The organism is Vibrio sp. 10N.286.51.C3 (assembly GCF_003050065.1).
Classification (GTDB): Bacteria; Pseudomonadota; Gammaproteobacteria; order Enterobacterales; family Vibrionaceae; genus Vibrio; species Vibrio crassostreae.
In genome coordinates this window covers 18712-36553 of sequence record NZ_PIGC01000024.1, presented here as the reverse complement: position 1 = coordinate 36553, position 17842 = coordinate 18712, and the positions used below count along the sequence as shown (strand labels likewise).

Below are 17842 nucleotides of genomic sequence, written 5' to 3'. Positions count from 1 at the left end.
TTATTATGTTTTATACCCAATTCAATATGACTAACTGGTTCCAAGTTAGTTCGACCATATTGATATCAGCGCAGGTGTCCCTGCGCCTTTGTCATTCATTTTTAAGCCTTATTTACGGGCCTTTAAGCCTTGATAAAGAGAGCCATCGATTCTAAATGGCTGGTGTGTGGGAACATATCCAACATACCAAGTTTGGCTAATTGGTAGCCTTGCTTTTCTAAGCTCTCTGAATCTCTAGCTAGAGTAGCAGGATTACACGAAACATAAACCACACGCTTCGCTCCTAACGCTGAAATTTGATCAACAACACCACTCGCTCCAGCACGAGCTGGGTCCAGTAAGATTTTATCAAATTTCTCTTTTGCCCAAGCTTGTGTAGATAAGTCTTCTTCAAGGTTCGCTTGGTAAAACTCGGTGTTACTCAACTGGTTCAATTGGGCATTCAATGTGGCCTGCTGAACCATCTCATCAACGCCTTCCACACCAACCACAAACGCCGATTGTTTTGCGATAGGCAAACTGAAGTTACCTAGACCACAAAACAGGTCTAGTACCCGTTCATCCGCTTGAGGTTCTAGCCACTCAATAGCTTGAGCCACCATCTGCTGATTCACTTTCTGGTTTACTTGGATAAAGTGGTTTGGCTCAAACGGTAACGTCACGCCAGTTTCGCTATAGGCTGGTGCATCACCAACCAAACGAACCAACTTATCGCTTTCAGGCATTGAGTACAGCGTCGCGCCTTCTTCTTTTGCTAACGCTATCAGCGCTTGTTCATCTTTTTCAACCAAAGGCTTAAGGTGACGTAGCACCATAACAGGACCAGTATCGCCCAATACCAATTCAACGTGTCCTAAAGACGTAAGGCTGTTGAAAGTGTTGAGTAAATTTTTCAGTTTTGGCAGCAATACATTAAGGCGAGGATCAAGCACGGCACAGTCGGTGATGTTTTCAATCTGCTTACTCTGCTTCTTACGGAAACCGAATTGAAGCTGCTGTGTCTTCTTATCAACAAATAGGCTGATACGTGCGCGACGTCGATAACCGGTTTCATCACCAATAATAGGTTGTGCAACTTCAGTATTAGCCGTTTGGTATTGGCTCATCAGGTGCGTCAGAGATTGCGATTTATGCTCAACCTGAGAAGAATAACCGAGATGCTGAAGGTGACAACCACCACACTGATTAAAGTGCTTACAAAATGGCTTTAAACGCTGCTCGCTCGGCTTCAACAATTTGATGAGCTTTGCTCGCGAAAACTTACTTTTGCTCTCAGTAAGTTGAATGACCACCTGCTCACCTGGCAATGCGCCATCAATGAAAACCGGTTTATTCTTCTGATAAGCGATGCCAGCGCCATTGTGATCCATTCGTTCAACCAAAACCGATTGATGCTTGGTCTCGAGTTGAGTTTTCTTTTTTGGTTGGAAAAAACGTGCCATTGCTTGTGCCTAATGTATCTTTTAATAAGTAATTGGTATCCAGGACTCACTATTATGTCTTGGAATCATTGTCGAACGTCACGGCTTTGATTAAGCTTACCGTTCACTTAACCGCCATTGTGTGCGTTATTTTCCCATATCCAGACCTCGATGTAATTAAAGAACATGACCAGATATGGCTTAAGAGCCCGTGTAATTACCTTAACTCTAGCTCCAACCCTGATTATTGGGTTGCTATTGAGTGCATTTTTCTCATTTAACCGCTATCAAGACCTTGAGGGGCAAGTGGTTAACACTGGTACTAGCATCATTGAACCACTTGCGATTGCGAGTGAATCAGGCATGAAGCTCGAAAGTCGAGAGTCTGTTCGTCAGCTTATTAGCTATGCGCATCGAAAGAATTCTAAGCTGGTGCGTAGTATCGCGGTGTTTGATGAACGTCATGAATTGTTTGTAACCTCAAACTTCCACCCCGACTTTGAAAGCCTAACCTATCCGAAAGATAAACCGATCCCGCATTTAAGCTCATCGAACCTGCTCGATAACACGCTGATTCTGCGGACGCCGATCATAGCCGAAGGCCAATACATCAATTCAGCCAACGGTCAGTCTCAAGCCAACCAAGCAATCGGTTATATTGCGATTGAATTAGACCTATCTTCTCTTCGATTGCAGCAATATCAAGAAGTGTTCTCTGCCTTCTTAGTTCTGATTCTCGGGCTTGGGTTGTCTGGTGTCTTTGCTTTCCGCTTGATGCATGACGTAACCCAGCCGATCACACACATGAAAAACATGGTCGACCGAATTCGTCGAGGCCACCTAGATGTACGTATCGAAGGCAAAATGCATGGTGAGCTAGACTCACTGAAAAATGGCATCAACGCGATGGCGGTATCGTTGTCAGAGTATCACGTCGAGATGCAGCACAGTATCGACCAAGCCACATCAGACTTGCGAGAAACCCTTGAGCAATTAGAGATTCAAAACGTTGAGTTAGACATAGCGAAGAAACGAGCTCAAGAAGCAGCTCGTGTTAAGTCTGAATTCCTGGCGAATATGTCTCACGAACTAAGAACACCTCTGAATGGTGTGATTGGCTTCACTCGTCAAATGCTTAAGACTCACCTATCGAACAGCCAAACCGATTACCTACAAACCATTGAACGATCGGCAAATAACCTGCTTAGCATCATTAACGATATCTTGGACTTTTCGAAACTTGAAGCCGGTAAACTGGCTCTAGAAAACATCCCATTTGAATTCCAAGCTAGCCTTGAAGAAGTAGTAAACCTTCAAGCAACCAACGCTCATGAGAAAGGCCTTGAGCTGACACTGAAGATCGATCCTAAAGTTCCGCCAGGCGTGGTGGGCGATCCACTGCGTATTCAACAGATCCTAACCAACCTAGTCGGCAACTCAATCAAGTTTACCGAGCGCGGCAACATTGATATCAGCGTTGAGCTTCGCTCACAAAGCGAAGACAACATTGAGCTGCAATTCATGGTTCGCGATACGGGTATTGGTATTTCGGAGCGTCAACAAGCTCAGCTGTTCCAAGCCTTCAGCCAAGCCGACGCAAGTATCTCTCGTCGTTATGGTGGTACAGGCTTAGGTCTAGTTATAACCCAAAAACTGGTCAGCCAAATGGGCGGAGAGATCAGCCTAACCAGTCGTCTACATCAAGGGTCAACCTTCTGGTTTACGTTGAGACTATCAACGACTGATATGCCAATGACAGAGCTGATTGAGACTCAGTGTCTACAAGACAAACAACTGCTGCTGATCGAACCAAACATGCAAGCGGCATCGATTACTCAGCAAATCCTAACTCAAGAAGGCTTAGTGGTAACGTATCGTTCAGTAATGCCAGACGAGACCACCTCGTATGACTACGTTTTGCTTAACCTAGCCGCCAACCAAGAATATCAATTTGATACCGTGAGTGGTTGGGCGATCGGTGCGAAGAAGATTGCCCAAAACGTGATTATTGGTACACCAAGTACCGAGCTAGCGTTGGGTGAGCAACTAATGAAAGAGGTCGATGTTCAATGCATCACTAAACCTCTTTCTCGCAAGAAGTTACTGCAAACTCTGGTATCGAATCAGGCGCCAACCTTGATTGCACCAGCGATTGAAACACACTCAGAAGAGAAGCTTCCGCTTACGGTATTGGCGGTCGACGACAACCCTGCCAACCTTAAACTGATCACTGCGCTGCTCAAAGAACGTGTAGAAACCGTCATCAGTTGTACCAGTGGTCAGCAGGCGATAGACAAGGCGACAGATACTCAATTTGATATCATCTTCATGGATATTCAAATGCCACAGATGGACGGTGTGACGGCTTGTAAGAACATTAAGAAGCTAGCTAATAATGCGAACACACCTGTGATTGCCGTGACCGCGCATGCAATGATTGGCGAACGTGACCGACTACTCGAAGCGGGCATGGATGACTATCTAACCAAACCCATTGAAGAACATGTTTTGCAGCAGGTACTGATTCATTGGAGCCCAACCTCTGAGGTTGAGCACATAGAAAAAATAGATCCAGACCACCCTGCTGTTTCTGCTGAAATCGATAACGGCCCAGTGTCAGAAACTGAAGCCAGCGTACACAAAAACATCATCATTGATTGGCAAGCTGCGATGAGACAAGCCGCCAATAAAGAAGACCTCGCACGCGATATGCTACAAATGCTCGTCGACTTTATTCCGGAGGTTTATGAGGCAGCAGACAAAGCGATAGAAGACAGTGACTACCCAGTTGAAGAGCTGATACACATTATCCACAAGATGCATGGCAGCAGTTCGTACAGTGGCGTACCAAGGCTAAAGTCGGTATGTGCGACGATAGAGAAAGAGCTGCGTTCTGGTACTTCTGTTGAAGACATTGAGCCGGAGCTTTTCGAGCTTCAAGATGAGCTAGATAAGGTTCAAGCGACGGCCATTCACTACTTGAAACCAACTAGTGACTAGATTGATTTAGCCTCAAACTCAAGGCAATAAAAAAGCAGAGCTCACAAGCTCTGCTTTTTTCTGTCTAGAGCCAAGAGCACTAGATATAAAGTAGCGATAATCTGTTTACGATTCGAGTAATACCGTTGCCACAGCGTAGTGACGCTCATCCGAGATAGTCAGATGAATCGATGTTGTGCCATTCGCCTCTGCGATTTCACGCGCTTTTTTATGCAGGCTCAGAACTGGCTTACCATGCTCATCGTTTGAAATCTCAAAGTCGTGGAAGGTCACACCCAGCGCGATCCCCGTGCCTAACGCCTTAGATGCCGCTTCTTTGGCAGCAAAACGTTTTGCAAGGTAACGCCCTTTTTGCTTCAGTTGCTGGAATACTTCAAATTCAGAATCGGTCAAAATACGCTGAGCAAAAGCGTCACCACTTCGTGACAATGCCTTTTCAACACGTTCAATTTCTGCGATATCTGTACCTAATCCAACAACAGCCATGTTTACCCTATTACCAAACTTCTATCTATTAATTCTACTAATTAGTCGCTTAAGACTTAACACTTACTGTTTAGAAAACTAAGCGTTGTTGCGTGCTGTTTCCATCACGGCTTTCATGTCTGCAACGGCTTTGTTCAAACCATCAAACACTGCACGTCCCATGATTGAGTGGCCGATGTTCAACTCGTAGATCTCTGGAAGAGCCGCAATCGGTGCGACGTTGTGGTAAGTCAGACCATGACCCGCATTGACTGTGATACCAAGATCGTCCGCGTAGCTTGCGCCTGCAGCAATCTTTTTCAGCTCGTCTTGTTGGTCTTCTTCTGTTTTAGCATCGGCATAATGGCCAGTGTGCAGTTCAATGAACGGTGCGCCACACGCTTTTGCTGCGTCGATTTGCTCACGGTCAGCATCGATAAACAGAGATACTTTAATGCCAGCAGCAGACAGTTTTTCCGTCGCCGCTTTGATCTTTTCAAGTTGACCAACCACGTCCAAGCCACCTTCAGTGGTCAGCTCTTCACGCTTCTCTGGAACCAGACAAACAAACTCAGGATTAGTATCGAGGGCAATTTGAACCATCTCGTCCGTTACTGCCATCTCCAAATTCATACGAGTTTGAAGTGTTTCAGCTAGAATACGCACATCGCGGTCAACGATATGACGACGGTCTTCACGCAGGTGAATAGTAATACCGTCAGCACCCGCACGTTCAGCAATTTCAGCTGCGTGTACTGGATCTGGGTATTTAGTACCACGTGCATTACGTAGTGTTGCAATATGGTCGATATTAACGCCTAAAAGGATTGAGCTCATTTTCCAATACTCCGTGCTCTAGAGAGGGCTATTGTTGGCATAAATAGCTCTCTACTTTTTAATGGTTTGCCGCCAAGATACGGCTTTAAGGCTATGCGTGTAAAGCGTTTTGCCGCTTTTAACTGCTCTTTAGTGACAAACCTACGTTCACTGATTGCGATAAGTTCATCGCCCATAAAGGTCAGGTTGTCTCGACGCACCGAAGCGATGAAACCTTTCTGCTCTCGATAGCGATAAGTCATGCTCGGGTCAATCGCTTCGCCAGTGCCCGCGCAGTGTAAAAAGTCGACGCCGTAACCCATAGCGGATAACAGAGCCAACTCAAAGCGACGCAGTGCTGGCTCAGGATTCTCATTATGCGCCAGCTCTGTTAAAGCATGAAGATAGTCGTGAAAAAGTGCAGGCATCGGCACTTCCGCCATCAATACACGACCGATTAGCTCGTTCACATACATGGCTGAATACAGATTGATACCGGCGAGAGGAAGCCCCAAGCTAATAGGTTCAGCTTGGCGTAAGGTTTTCATCGAACCATTACCAGACCACTTAAGCAGTAGCGGCGTAAAAGGTTGTAGTGCACCTTTCAAATTGGAACGCTTGCTGCGAGCGCCTTTAGACATCAACGTCACCCGACCGAACTCTTCACTGAAGACGTCCAAGATCAGGCTCGACTCACTGTATGGTCGACGGTGCAACACAAAGCATCGCTGTAACCCTTCGCTCAATCACTTACCCTTATTACAGATACAAAAAGAGAGAGTTCGCACTCTCTCTTGGATTTATCTTCAGTTCAACTTTCTTAATCTCAGAAAGTGACGTTCAATATATTATAGATCGTCGATGTAGCCTAACGAGCGAAGTGCACGCTCATCATCAGCCCAGCCAGATTTAACCTTGACCCAAGTCTCTAGGTAAACTTTACGGCCGAACAGTTCTTCCATATCGATACGCGCTTCACGACCAATCGTTTTGATCTTCTCGCCCGCTTTACCAATCACCATTTTCTTCTGACCTGTACGCTCAACAAGAATCAGTGCATTGATATGGAAGCCATCATTATCTGGGTTGTAATCGAAACGTTCAATTTCAACCGTTACCGAGTACGGTAGCTCATCACCCGTAAAGCGCATCAGCTTTTCACGGATAATTTCAGAGGCCATAAAACGTTGCGAGCGATCTGTCACGTATTCTTCCGGGAAGTGGTGTGTCGCTTTAGGTAAATGTTCACGTACGTGCTTACGCAGTACATCAATGTTTTTACCTTGCTTCGCTGAGATTGGCACAACGTCAATGAAGTCCATCTTCTTAGAGACTTCCATCATGTGCTGCATCACGTTAGTACGGTCTTGAACGTTATCTACTTTGTTAATGCAAAGTACAACTGGGAAGTCAGTCTTCTTCAGTTTGTTCAGAACCATCTCATCGTCGTCAGTCCAGTGAGTACCATCAACAAGGAAGAATACTAGATTCACATCACTCAGTGAGCTGTTCGCCGCACGGTTCATCAAGCGGTTAATTGCACGCTTTTCTTCAATATGAAGTCCAGGAGTATCAACAAAGATCGCTTGGTAATCACCCTCAGTTTCAACGCCCATAATACGGTGACGTGTCGTCTGTGGTTTACGTGATGTAATAGAAATCTTCTGACCCAGAATATGGTTCAGAAGCGTCGACTTACCTACGTTTGGGCGACCGACAATAGCGATGAAGCCACAGTGTTGGTTTTCCGGTAGGCCTGTTTTTTTGCTATCAGATGAAAAGAATGCATCGATATCGAAATCTTGGTTGTTATCAGACATTGCTTAGTTGCTCTAATGCTGTTTCAGCAGCCGCTTGTTCTGCCTTGCGGCGGCTAGTGCCTTTACCGATAACAGGTTTATCCACACCTGCCACTTCACACTCAACCGTAAACTCTTGGTTGTGTGCTTCACCTTTAATATTAGTCACTGTGTAGACAGGCAGAGGATTTCTTCGACCTTGCAAAAACTCTTGTAGGCGAGTTTTCGGATCTTTTTGAGATACTCCAGGCTGAATAGCATCTAGGCGAGATCGGTACCAGCTTAAAATAATGCCGCGAACCGTCTCGGTATCACTATCTAAATAGACAGCACCGATGATCGCTTCAACCGCATCCGCTAGAATAGAATCACGACGGAAACCGCCACTCTTCAACTCACCTGGACCTAATTTTAAGTAATCTCCTAGTTCGAATTCACGACCTAGTTCTGCCAATGTATGACCACGTACTAATGTTGCACGCATGCGGCTCATATCACCTTCGTTTACTTTAGGGAAACGGTGGTAAAGATCATCAGCGATAACAAAACTTAAAATTGAATCGCCCAGAAACTCAAGACGTTCATTATGTTTACCTGCGGCGCTGCGGTGAGTCAGCGCCAAGTGGATAAGATCGGCATCATTAAACTGATAGCCAATCTTTCTCTCTAGTTTATCAATTGGAGAATTCATGCTCTCTCGATGTGTTAATTGATCGATTAATGAATCCCACCGATGCGATTAAAACGCACACCAGTAGGAATCCATGTTGGAAGTACACTGTCTGAACCGCGTTCGAATTCGAAGCTTATCCAAATAGCAACGGCCTTACCAACAAGGTTTGCTTCAGGGACAAAGCCCCAGTAACGGCTATCAGCACTGTTATCACGGTTATCACCCATCACAAAGTACTGGCCTTCTGGAACGACCCACTCGTTAACACCATTGCGAGGCTGATATGCTTGCACACGATCACGGCGTAATGGGTTAACTAAAATTTGGTGCTCAACATCTCCAAGCTGTTCATTCAGCTGAATCAGAGGCACACCATCTTGAATAAATTGGCTCTCTTCAACGTGACTTAGTTTCACTGGTTCACAGCTACTTGTACCCTTCGCCTGAATACAGATCTCTTTACGACTGCTGTAGCGAATAGTGTCACCTGGCATACCAACAACACGCTTAATGTAGTCGATGTTTGGCTGAGGTGGGTACTTAAATACGATTGAATCACCGCGTTCTGGCTTGCCTGTTTCTACCAATTGAGTGCGCCATACTGGGTCTTTTAGACCGTACGCGTACTTCTCTACCAAGATAAAATCACCAACCAAAAGGGTTGGCATCATCGAGCCTGATGGGATTTGAAACGGTTCATAGATGAATGAACGCAAGATCAAAACAAATGCAATTACCGGGAAAATGGACACACTGTTCTCAACCCACCAAGGCTGAGCCGTAACTTTTGCGCTGGTTTCAGCGTCTAGGCCATTCGATTGTGCTTCAACGTCAGCAAGCTTTTGCTGGCGCTTCTTCGCCCACACAAACTTTTCCAACGCCCATACAATGCCGGTCACTAGAGTTACGATCACTAAGATAAGCGAAAATGTATTAGCCATTGATATCCCTTAAATTTCATTTCTTTAAAAATAACGAAAGTGAAAGAGCATAACTCTTTCACTCTGCTTAATATTTCTAATTTGTATCAATCATGCTGACTAAATGCTGGGAAGATTACGCAGGAAAAATCGTTTAGTTCGAGGCGCAAAGTGCAGTGACTAGTGGGCCTAATTGCAATCTTTGCAACAAAGAAATAAACGATTTTAACCAGTAATATTCAGCAGATAGTTAGTGCGATTGATACCTAGTCTTTTCCAACGTGAAGGATTGCAAGGAAAGCTTCTTGAGGCAGTTCAACGTTACCGATCTGCTTCATACGCTTCTTACCTTCTTTTTGTTTCTTAAGAAGTTTCTTCTTACGACTGATATCACCACCGTAACATTTTGCGATTACGTTCTTACGCAGTTGTTTTACTGTAGAACGAGCAATGATGTGGTTACCAATCGCTGCTTGAATCGCGATATCGAACATCTGACGAGGGATGAATTCTTTCATCTTCTCTACCAGTAGACGACCACGAGACTGAGCAATATCTTTGTGCGTAATGATCGCTAGAGCATCAACCGTTTCGCCATTCAGTAATACGTCTACACGTACCATGTTTGATGGCTCGTAACGTTGGAAGTTGTAATCCAATGATGCGTAACCGCGAGACGTTGACTTCAGACGGTCGAAGAAGTCGAGAACTACTTCAGCCATAGGAAGATCGTACGTCACAGCAACTTGATTACCGTGGTAAACCATGTCTACTTGTACGCCACGCTTCTCTACACACAGTGTGATTACGTTACCTAGGTAATCCGAAGGTACCAGGATATTACAGCGTGCAATTGGTTCACGAATTTCTTCTAGGTCATTAACCGCTGGCAGTTTAGCCGGGCTATCAACGTAAAGAACCGTTTTATCTGTTTTTACAACTTCATACACTACTGTTGGTGCAGTCGTGATTAGGTCTAGGTCGTATTCACGCTCTAGACGCTCTTGGATGATCTCCATGTGAAGCATGCCTAAGAAGCCACAACGGAAACCAAAACCAAGTGCTGCTGAACTTTCTGGTTCAAAGAACAATGACGCATCGTTCAGGCTTAGCTTGCCTAACGCGTCACGGAAGTTTTCGTAGTCATCAGATGATACAGGGAATAGACCTGCGTATACCTGAGGCTTCACTTTTTGGAAACCAGGCAGACGTTCAGTGCTGCCGCCTTTTGCAAGCGTCAACGTATCACCAACTGGTGCACCTAGGATGTCTTTAATACCACAAACAACCCAACCTACTTCGCCAGTATTTAGCTCAGTGGTGTCGATTTGCTTAGGCGTGAAGATACCTAGACGGTCAACACCCCAAACTTGGTCTGTCGACATTACTCGAATCTTGTCGTTCTTCTTCAGCTTACCGTTTTTAATACGAACCAAAGAAACTACGCCAAGGTAGTTATCGAACCAAGAGTCAATGATCAACGCTTGTAGAGGCGCTTCAGGATCACCTTCCGGTGGTGGGATAGCCGTTACGATGTTTTCTAGAACATCATCTACGCCTAAACCTGTTTTAGCAGAACAGCGAGTCGCTTCCATCGCATCGATGCCAACGATCTCTTCGATCTCTTCAGCAACACGCTCTGGTTCAGCAGCTGGTAGGTCAATCTTGTTCAAGATTGGCACTACTTCCAGCTCCATTTCGATTGCTGTGTAACAGTTTGCTAGAGTTTGTGCTTCAACACCTTGGCCTGCATCCACTACAAGTAGTGCGCCTTCACAAGCCGCTAGAGAACGAGATACTTCGTAAGAGAAGTCTACGTGTCCAGGAGTGTCGATAAAGTTAAGCTGGTAAGTTTCACCATCTTTAGCTTTGTAATCTAAAGTCACACTCTGCGCTTTAATTGTAATACCACGCTCGCGTTCTATATCCATAGAATCGAGGACTTGAGCTGCCATCTCACGTTCACTTAATCCTCCACAAACTTGGATTAAGCGGTCAGAAAGGGTCGACTTACCGTGGTCGATGTGGGCGATAATCGAAAAATTACGAATGTGCTTCATAGGCTTGGTGTGACTAAACTCTTTGAATAGGGATAATAAGAAAGCCGCGACACGTCCAATCTACAGTCAGCATTGGTGGCGGCATTTCAATCAAGTTGGCAGATTCTACCCAATTTAAGGGCAAGAAGCATCATAAATTAGACGAGAGACTCACCAAGGATTCGAATCAAGACGACTTCTTGCTTGGATTTGTCTTCCATGGGTTTGGCTAGCCGCTTCGCTAAGGCAATCCCACCAGCAGTAAACAGTGCTGCACTTAAGATAACAATGCCCTCGCCCCCTTGAAGTAAGGGTTGCAACAAGAGTTGTCCAAAACCAGCACCAATCATCAACATGAAAAGTGGGATCAGATAAACGATCGCCGCCGACTGAAGTAGGCTTTTTTCTGGAAAGCCAATTTCTACGATTTGTCCTGCTTTGACTAAGCTTTTGGTTTTAAGCTGCCAAAACAAAGATTTATTGCCAACAGCCTTAGTCACAATACCTGTTCCGCAGCTTTTTTGAGAAGAACAACTGCTGCAACTGGTTTGTTGCTCGCAGCTCAGTTGAACAAAATATTGCTTACCTTTTTGTTCAACCGAGCTAACGGTCGCCAGCGCGGTCATCATTGCGCTGGTTCCAATTTATTAAACGTAACTGATTGAGCAATACGTTTGGCGGTTGCTGGCGGAATATCACCAACCACAGAAATTTCTTTATCGCCAATCACTAAGCTGTGTAAGGTTCTGCGTCCTTGACGTACCAATTGCCCTTTCAATGAATGTTCGTCTTTATCGGCGATATAAACCGAAAAGCTAAACAATCCATCACTGAAAAGCTGACTTTCAACCATTTTATCGGTCGCAGCCATTTGATAGCGGCTAAGCTCTTTTGACTTAAACCCTTCAGGAATCCAAGACGCTTGCCAGTTAGTTTCACTCACTAAGCCTTCCGGCAGTGATAAGACTTTTGGTAATTGAGCTTGGTTCAAGCCACCCATCGCCTCAGCAATCTTGTCGTTCACCACGTAAGAGATCGTGCGGTACTGTTCAAGCACTTCGCCATCACGGTCCAAAAGGTCGGCACGCAAAGGAAGGCTTGTTTTCTCGTCTACCCAAACCACGTAAGAATAGCGAAGGCCATCTTTCGGCACGACCCGCAGTACTTGAGTAGTGCTGCCCGCTTCACGAGAGCGCCCAACTTTTACGAAGTCGTAGTACTGATTCAGTGATTCGATATCTCTATTAATCATCGGAATAACAGGTGCAACCATACTGCCAGACTGAATCGTAAATGGCTCTGTACCCGGTTCGATGTAGCTAACTTCATTGCCACGTCGAATGACTTCACGAACAGGGCCGCTTAGGTAAACAAGGTGTGCAAGTTGTTGGTCGTCGTTAACTGCATGGCGATAAACAAGAGGTTCAATACTGCTCTTCTTTATCAATATGTAGGAGAGTTCGTAATTTAGATGCTGACTGGCCTCGTTCATTTGATGCAACAAGGCCTTTGCAGTGGTTTCCTCTGCAAAGGCTGTTGGAGACATCAAGCTGAACAGTGTCAGTGCACTGACCAGGATTTTCTTCATTCAATGTCCGATTCTAGATGTGCATCTTGCATTGGCGATGCATCACTGTTTAGTCTTAGCTGAAGCTCATAATCTTCTAGCATTGCATGAACGCGTTTACGCTGCTCTTGCAAGTTAGCTTCCGATGCCGGCTTCTCAACGGAGTCACGCGTTAAACTTACTGGTTCCGCAGAACCCGCAAATGGAATCGTCTGGAGTACAGGCAACTGCTCTGGAGCTGCAGGGTCGCTGCCACCATATTGTTGAACACCTAATACAACCGCCAATGAAACACACGCAGCTACGGCAACTTGTCCAAACTGTTGTAACCAAGCCGGAAGCTGACGCTTCGCTTGCTGAGGTTTAGGCTGCTCTTCAATTGGAGCAACAGTAGGTTCAACATTCACTTGGTGCAGGTTCGGCATTGCACTATGTGCAGGCTCAGCTTCAAGCGCTGCTGCCACATTGTTAGCAATGTTCCAATCTTGAGTTTCTGGCGCATCCCCACGCATAACATCACCAATTAAATGGTAACTCTGCCAGGTATCCATGCTTTCTTGATCAGATTCAAGATCTACAATGAGAGCTTTATCGATCGTTTCACCATCCATGAGTGCCGAAAGCTTTTCTTTATCAGCCATTATTTTCACCATAATTATTACAAGTTCTAGCGTTGCAAAAGAGGTTTGATTTTCTTTTCCACTGCTTCACGAGCTCGGAAAATACGCGAACGTACGGTTCCTACAGGGCAATCCATTACTTCTGCAATCTCTTCGTAGCTCAAACCTTCGAGCTCACGCAACGTCATTGCAGTTTTTAAGTCTTCTGGTAACGCTTCAATCGCTCCAAAAACGACTTGTTTCAATTCTTTTGACAGCGTTAAGTTCTCAGGGTTCGATATTTCTTTTAACGCGCTGCCTGTTTCGTAATATTCTGCATCTTCTGCATCTACATCGGTTGCTGGCGGCCTACGGCTTTGGGCAACGATATGATTTTTAGCGGTGTTCACGGCAATTCGGTACAACCATGTATAGAAGGCACTCTCGCCACGAAAGTTAGGTATCGCGCGGTAAGCTTTAATAAAAGCTTCTTGTGCTACATCAGGTACATCACCGGAATTATTCACGTATCGAGAGATAAGATTACAAACTTTGTTTTGATACTTAACCACTAGTAAGTTAAATGCCTGCTTATCTCCACTCTGAACTCGCTCAATCAACACTTGATCGGTTAGCTGCTCGTTCATTCGAGCGGGTACTCCTATTGTTATAACCCTTACCTTCGCAGATATGGGTACTAATTATGCGAAATGTAGTATTGACACCACCGTCTACAAGAGCACTATTGTGACTAAGCCAAATACCGAAAGTTCCAACTTTCTTAAAATTATTTGCCATTATTGTTTCACAATGTGATGTAATAAAAATAGCTATCCCTATCAATTTGGGGAAACTTGAGCAAAAGCAATGGTATTGAGCAATTAAATATTTCTAGATAGCTGTCTATATATTGATTTTGCATAGCGTTTAAGGATGACTCTGGAGAGATTATAACAGTCTTACCCAAACTCCTAAAACAAGACAAAGTCAATTGAGAGTGGACAACTCGACTATAGCCCGGGATTTAATAAGTTTTATGAACGCAAACCGTGAACATCAGTGTGATGTATTAGTGGTAGGAAGTGGTGCGGCAGGCTTGTCATTAGCCTTACGCGTAGCAGAACATGCAAAAGTAATTGTATTAAGCAAAGGACCACGCAGCGAAGGATCGACGTATTACGCACAAGGTGGTATCGCCGCGGTGTTCGATGAGTCGGACAGTATTGAGTCTCATGTAGAGGATACTCAAATTGCTGGGGCTGGGTTATGCGAAGAAGATACAGTTCAATTCATTGCTGAAAATGCGAAAGAATGTGTGCAATGGCTGATTGATGGTGGTGTTCCATTTGATAAAGATGAAAACAGCACCGAAGGCCAACCAAAATATCACCTCACTCGTGAGGGTGGCCACAGTCACCGCAGAATTCTGCACGCTGCCGATGCAACTGGCATGGCGATGCAAACCTCACTACAAGATAACGTCAACAACCACCCAAATATCGAGATCTTCGAGCGCCACAATGCGCTGGATTTGATCACTGAAGATAAGATTGGTGGTTCAAAAGACAAGGTGATCGGTGCCTACATTTGGAACCGTAACCAAGAACACGTTGAAACCGTGCGCGCTAAATTTGTTGTATTAGCAACAGGTGGAGCTTCAAAGGTTTACCAATACACCTCTAATCCAGATGTTTCTTCAGGTGATGGTATTGCTATCGCTTGGCGTGCGGGTTGTCGTGTGGCAAACCTTGAGTTCAATCAGTTCCACCCAACTTGTTTATTCCACCCAGAAGCGCGTAACTTCCTACTGACGGAAGCACTGCGTGGTGAAGGTGCTTACTTGCGCCGCCCAGATGGTTCTCGTTTTATGAAGGACTTCGATGAGCGCGGTGAGCTGGCTCCACGTGATGTGGTTGCTCGGGCAATTGACTTCGAAATGAAGCGCTTGGGTGCCGACTGCATGTATGTTGATATCAGCCACAAGCCTGAAGAATTCATCACAACGCACTTCCCAATGATCCATACTCGCTTGATGGACTTGGGCATCGATATGACCAAAGAGCCAATCCCTATCGTACCAGCTGCTCACTACACTTGTGGTGGTGTCATGGTTAATAAGCAAGGTCAAACCGACCTGACTAACTTGTATGCGATTGGCGAAGTGAGCTATACCGGCTTACACGGTGCAAACCGTATGGCTTCTAACTCACTGCTTGAGTGTGTGGTTTACGCATGGGCAGCAGCAAAAGATATCGTTGAGAACATCGACCAATCTCAATTGTGTGCTGAACTGCCTGCATGGGATGAAAGCCAAGTAACCAACAGTGATGAAGAAGTTATCATTCAGCATAACTGGCACGAGCTACGTCTATTCATGTGGGATTACATGGGCATTGTTCGAACGGATAAGCGCCTTGAACGTGCACTGCGCCGTATTCAGATGTTGCAGCAAGAGACTCATGAGTACTACAGCTACTTCAAAGTTTCGAATAACCTATTAGAACTGCGTAACTTGCTACAAGTGGCTGAGCTAATGGTTCGCTGTGCAATGCAACGTAAAGAGAGCCGCGGCCTACACTACACGTTGGACTATCCAGAACTTGCAGAAGACAGCGGCCCAACGATTCTGACGCCAGAAAAGCGCCAATCATAATTATGGGTTAAGCGTGCTTAGCTAATTAGTCGTCAGCGAAAAGTAATTAAACGAAAGGGAGCCGAGTGCTCCCTTTTCTTTTGTCTAATGCTTTCTTTTATCTAATACTTTGGCTGACCTAACACGCTCGTTGTAAGTTTGCCAGAAAGTGACGATATTCATTCTCGCAACAGCTGTCGCGCCAAAGCAATACCGAGTACCCACACTCAAACTGCAATTTAACAAAGAACTGCGCCCAGATCTTATCCACGGACTTTAGAATATAACGTCGGTCATTCAATCGGATCTCACCATCTTCTTTATAATCAAAACGACCATGAGCACTATTCAAAATCAGATGGTTGGTTTTAAACAGATGGATCAGCAGTGCTAAACAATAAAGGCTGGCGGCAAGTGGAATAGAAGATAGGACGATGAAAAACAAAAGGCACCCGAAAACAGTGCCTTTTGCGAATAATGCGGAATATGAAGGGTTAAGCTGGAGCTTAACGAACCTTGCTGAGGTTGTGTGCGACAATTTTATCAACCATTGATGCATGACCTAGGTTTTCACTGCGTCCGTGTCCCATCACCCAAGTAAACAAATCTGGGTCATCACACTCTAGTAGAGAAACAAACTCACGCTGTTCCTGCTCTTGCAATGAATCAAAACACTCTTCGAAAAATGGCATGATGACTACATCAAGTTCTAACATGCCGCGACGGCAACCCCATTTAATTCGTGCTTTCTGCTCTGCAGTGTACATTGGCTATCCTCACCTATAATTTTTCTTTCTCGGAGTGTAACAAGTCATACGCCCTGCAACTACTATGTGAGTCACAGTCCCTATCTCAGCTCACAAAAAAAACCTAAGCTGACAAAGAAACAGAACCGGATTAACATAGAGCCAAATAAAATTCTTAGGAAAGATAAAATGGATTGGAAAAACACATTTCAGCCACTCGCTCATACACAAAATGAATCGCTTCCAGAACTGATGATGACACACGCGTCAGACTGGAGTGCAATCACCATGATAGGCGATGACAAAAAGTCGTACCTGCAAGGTCAAGTAACGTGCGACGTGGTGACTCTTCCTAATGATGAATCCACATTAGGCGCGCACTGTGATGCAAAAGGAAAGGTATGGAGTATCTTTCGTTTGTTCCACCACAACGGTGGCTACGCACTCATGCAACCTAAATCTGCGATTGAAGTCGAGCTCGTTGAAATCAAAAAGTACGCAGTGTTCTCTAAGGTCGATATCGAGCAAACGTCTGACGTTGTTATCGGTGTGATGGGTGCGTCTGCAAATCAATACATTGATTCGATTTCAGAAAGCCAAGGTAATGTGCGTGCGATTTCTGGCGGTACGGCCGTTTTAGTATCAGACAACCGCTGGGCTTTACTTGTGACAGAAGAAGCTGCAGAAGCTTTAGTCACCAACAGCTCTGCTGAGAAAGTATCAGAAGCACTTTGGCAATATCATGAAATTATTGATGCTCAGCCGAATCTATCGAAAACTGAGCAAAACGAGCACATCCCTCAAGCGCTTAACCTGCAAGCGATTGGCGGTATCAGCTTTTCAAAAGGCTGTTACACAGGTCAAGAAACGGTTGCTCGTGCTAAGTACCGCGGCATGAACAAGCGTGAGATGCGTATTGTTTCTGGCCCAACTGGGGAAGTGCTAACACTAGAGAACCCTATTGAACTAGAGCGTAGCGTAGGTGAAAACTGGCGTGGCGCAGGCCGACTATTAAACGTATATCAATTTGCTGATAACCAAGCGATTGGTTTAATGGTATTGCCAAACAACCTGGATGACGATGTTCAGCTTCGATTGACTGCGCAGCCTGATCAAGTGTGGAATATCCTGCCACTGCCTTACAGCCTCGAAGACGAGTAACCAC

Annotated in this window: 17 protein-coding genes; 3 read left to right on the top strand and 14 right to left on the bottom strand. The window is 45.2% G+C overall.

Translation table 11 applies throughout. The features are described from left to right. Positions 1–122: 122 nt before the first annotated feature. The gene (rlmD, locus tag CWO27_RS20870; RefSeq protein WP_102530113.1) at positions 123–1442 is read right to left on the bottom strand and encodes a 23S rRNA (uracil(1939)-C(5))-methyltransferase RlmD; all 1320 of its coding nucleotides are present in this window, start codon (positions 1440–1442) and stop codon (positions 123–125) included. 165 nt (positions 1443–1607) lie between these two features. On the opposite strand from rlmD, the gene barA reads away from it, so the two are divergent. Beyond that, positions 1608–4421 carry a two-component sensor histidine kinase BarA gene (barA, locus tag CWO27_RS20860; protein ID WP_048659395.1) on the top strand — a complete coding sequence of 938 codons (2814 nt, stop codon included), beginning with the start codon at positions 1608–1610 and terminating at the stop codon, positions 4419–4421. 105 nt (positions 4422–4526) lie between these two features. Here the strand turns inward: barA and acpS are convergent, their stop codons facing one another. The 11 genes from acpS to rpoE all read right to left on the bottom strand — a co-directional run bounded on the left by acpS (position 4527) and on the right by rpoE (position 13946). Next, positions 4527–4907 (bottom strand): holo-ACP synthase, encoded by a 381-nt coding sequence (gene acpS / locus CWO27_RS20855; protein WP_017059039.1) that lies wholly within the window; start codon positions 4905–4907, stop codon positions 4527–4529. Positions 4908–4985: 78 nt separating this feature from the next. Then, positions 4986–5723, bottom strand: a complete 738-nt coding sequence (gene pdxJ, locus CWO27_RS20850; RefSeq protein ID WP_048664490.1) for a pyridoxine 5'-phosphate synthase — start codon at positions 5721–5723, stop codon at positions 4986–4988. Beyond that, positions 5720–6448: a DNA repair protein RecO gene (gene recO, locus CWO27_RS20845; protein ID WP_107899448.1), complete on the bottom strand. Its 729-nt coding sequence runs from the start codon at positions 6446–6448 to the stop codon at positions 5720–5722. The genes pdxJ and recO overlap by 4 nt, the downstream gene beginning before the upstream one ends. Before the next feature lie 102 nt (positions 6449–6550). Continuing rightward, entirely contained in the window at positions 6551–7522 is a 972-nt protein-coding gene (gene era / locus CWO27_RS20840) for a GTPase Era (RefSeq protein ID WP_017059042.1), read from the bottom strand. Continuing rightward, positions 7515–8192 carry a ribonuclease III gene (gene rnc / locus CWO27_RS20835; protein ID WP_102478258.1) on the bottom strand — a complete coding sequence of 226 codons (678 nt, stop codon included), beginning with the start codon at positions 8190–8192 and terminating at the stop codon, positions 7515–7517. The genes era and rnc overlap by 8 nt, the downstream gene beginning before the upstream one ends. Positions 8193–8218: 26 nt before the next feature. Further along, positions 8219–9115 (bottom strand): signal peptidase I, encoded by an 897-nt coding sequence (lepB, locus tag CWO27_RS20830; protein ID WP_048659399.1) that lies wholly within the window; start codon positions 9113–9115, stop codon positions 8219–8221. A gap of 245 nt (positions 9116–9360) precedes the next feature. Further along, positions 9361–11154 carry a translation elongation factor 4 gene (gene lepA / locus CWO27_RS20825; protein ID WP_048615653.1) on the bottom strand — a complete coding sequence of 598 codons (1794 nt, stop codon included), beginning with the start codon at positions 11152–11154 and terminating at the stop codon, positions 9361–9363. Positions 11155–11291: 137 nt separating this feature from the next. Beyond that, positions 11292–11762 carry a SoxR reducing system RseC family protein gene (locus CWO27_RS20820; RefSeq protein WP_048605807.1) on the bottom strand — a complete coding sequence of 157 codons (471 nt, stop codon included), beginning with the start codon at positions 11760–11762 and terminating at the stop codon, positions 11292–11294. Continuing rightward, entirely contained in the window at positions 11759–12721 is a 963-nt protein-coding gene (gene rseB, locus CWO27_RS20815; RefSeq protein WP_048659400.1) for a sigma-E factor regulatory protein RseB, read from the bottom strand. The genes CWO27_RS20820 and rseB overlap by 4 nt, the downstream gene beginning before the upstream one ends. Then, the gene (locus CWO27_RS20810) at positions 12718–13341 is read right to left on the bottom strand and encodes an RseA family anti-sigma factor (RefSeq protein WP_048659401.1); all 624 of its coding nucleotides are present in this window, start codon (positions 13339–13341) and stop codon (positions 12718–12720) included. The genes rseB and CWO27_RS20810 overlap by 4 nt, the downstream gene beginning before the upstream one ends. A 26-nt stretch (positions 13342–13367) precedes the next feature. Continuing rightward, on the bottom strand, positions 13368–13946 hold the full coding sequence (gene rpoE, locus CWO27_RS20805) for an RNA polymerase sigma factor RpoE (protein WP_008223963.1): 579 nt from the start codon (positions 13944–13946) through the stop codon (positions 13368–13370). Between the two features lie 389 nt (positions 13947–14335). On the opposite strand from rpoE, the gene nadB reads away from it, so the two are divergent. Further along, on the top strand, positions 14336–15952 hold the full coding sequence (gene nadB / locus CWO27_RS20800) for an L-aspartate oxidase (protein WP_019826282.1): 1617 nt from the start codon (positions 14336–14338) through the stop codon (positions 15950–15952). Between the two features lie 118 nt (positions 15953–16070). Here nadB and CWO27_RS23935 read toward each other — a convergent pair whose 3' ends face one another. Beyond that, positions 16071–16490, bottom strand: a complete 420-nt coding sequence (locus CWO27_RS23935) for a protein YgfX (RefSeq protein ID WP_307862880.1) — start codon at positions 16488–16490, stop codon at positions 16071–16073. Next, positions 16438–16698: an FAD assembly factor SdhE gene (locus tag CWO27_RS20790; protein ID WP_004735374.1), complete on the bottom strand. Its 261-nt coding sequence runs from the start codon at positions 16696–16698 to the stop codon at positions 16438–16440. Before CWO27_RS20790 ends, CWO27_RS23935 begins: the two co-directional genes overlap by 53 nt. A gap of 168 nt (positions 16699–16866) precedes the next feature. Here CWO27_RS20790 and ygfZ point away from each other — a divergent pair, with 168 nt between their 5' ends. Next, a complete protein-coding gene (gene ygfZ / locus CWO27_RS20785) occupies positions 16867–17838 on the top strand; it encodes a tRNA-modifying protein YgfZ (protein ID WP_102530114.1) in 972 nt (323 codons plus the stop codon). Positions 17839–17842 lie beyond the last annotated feature (4 nt).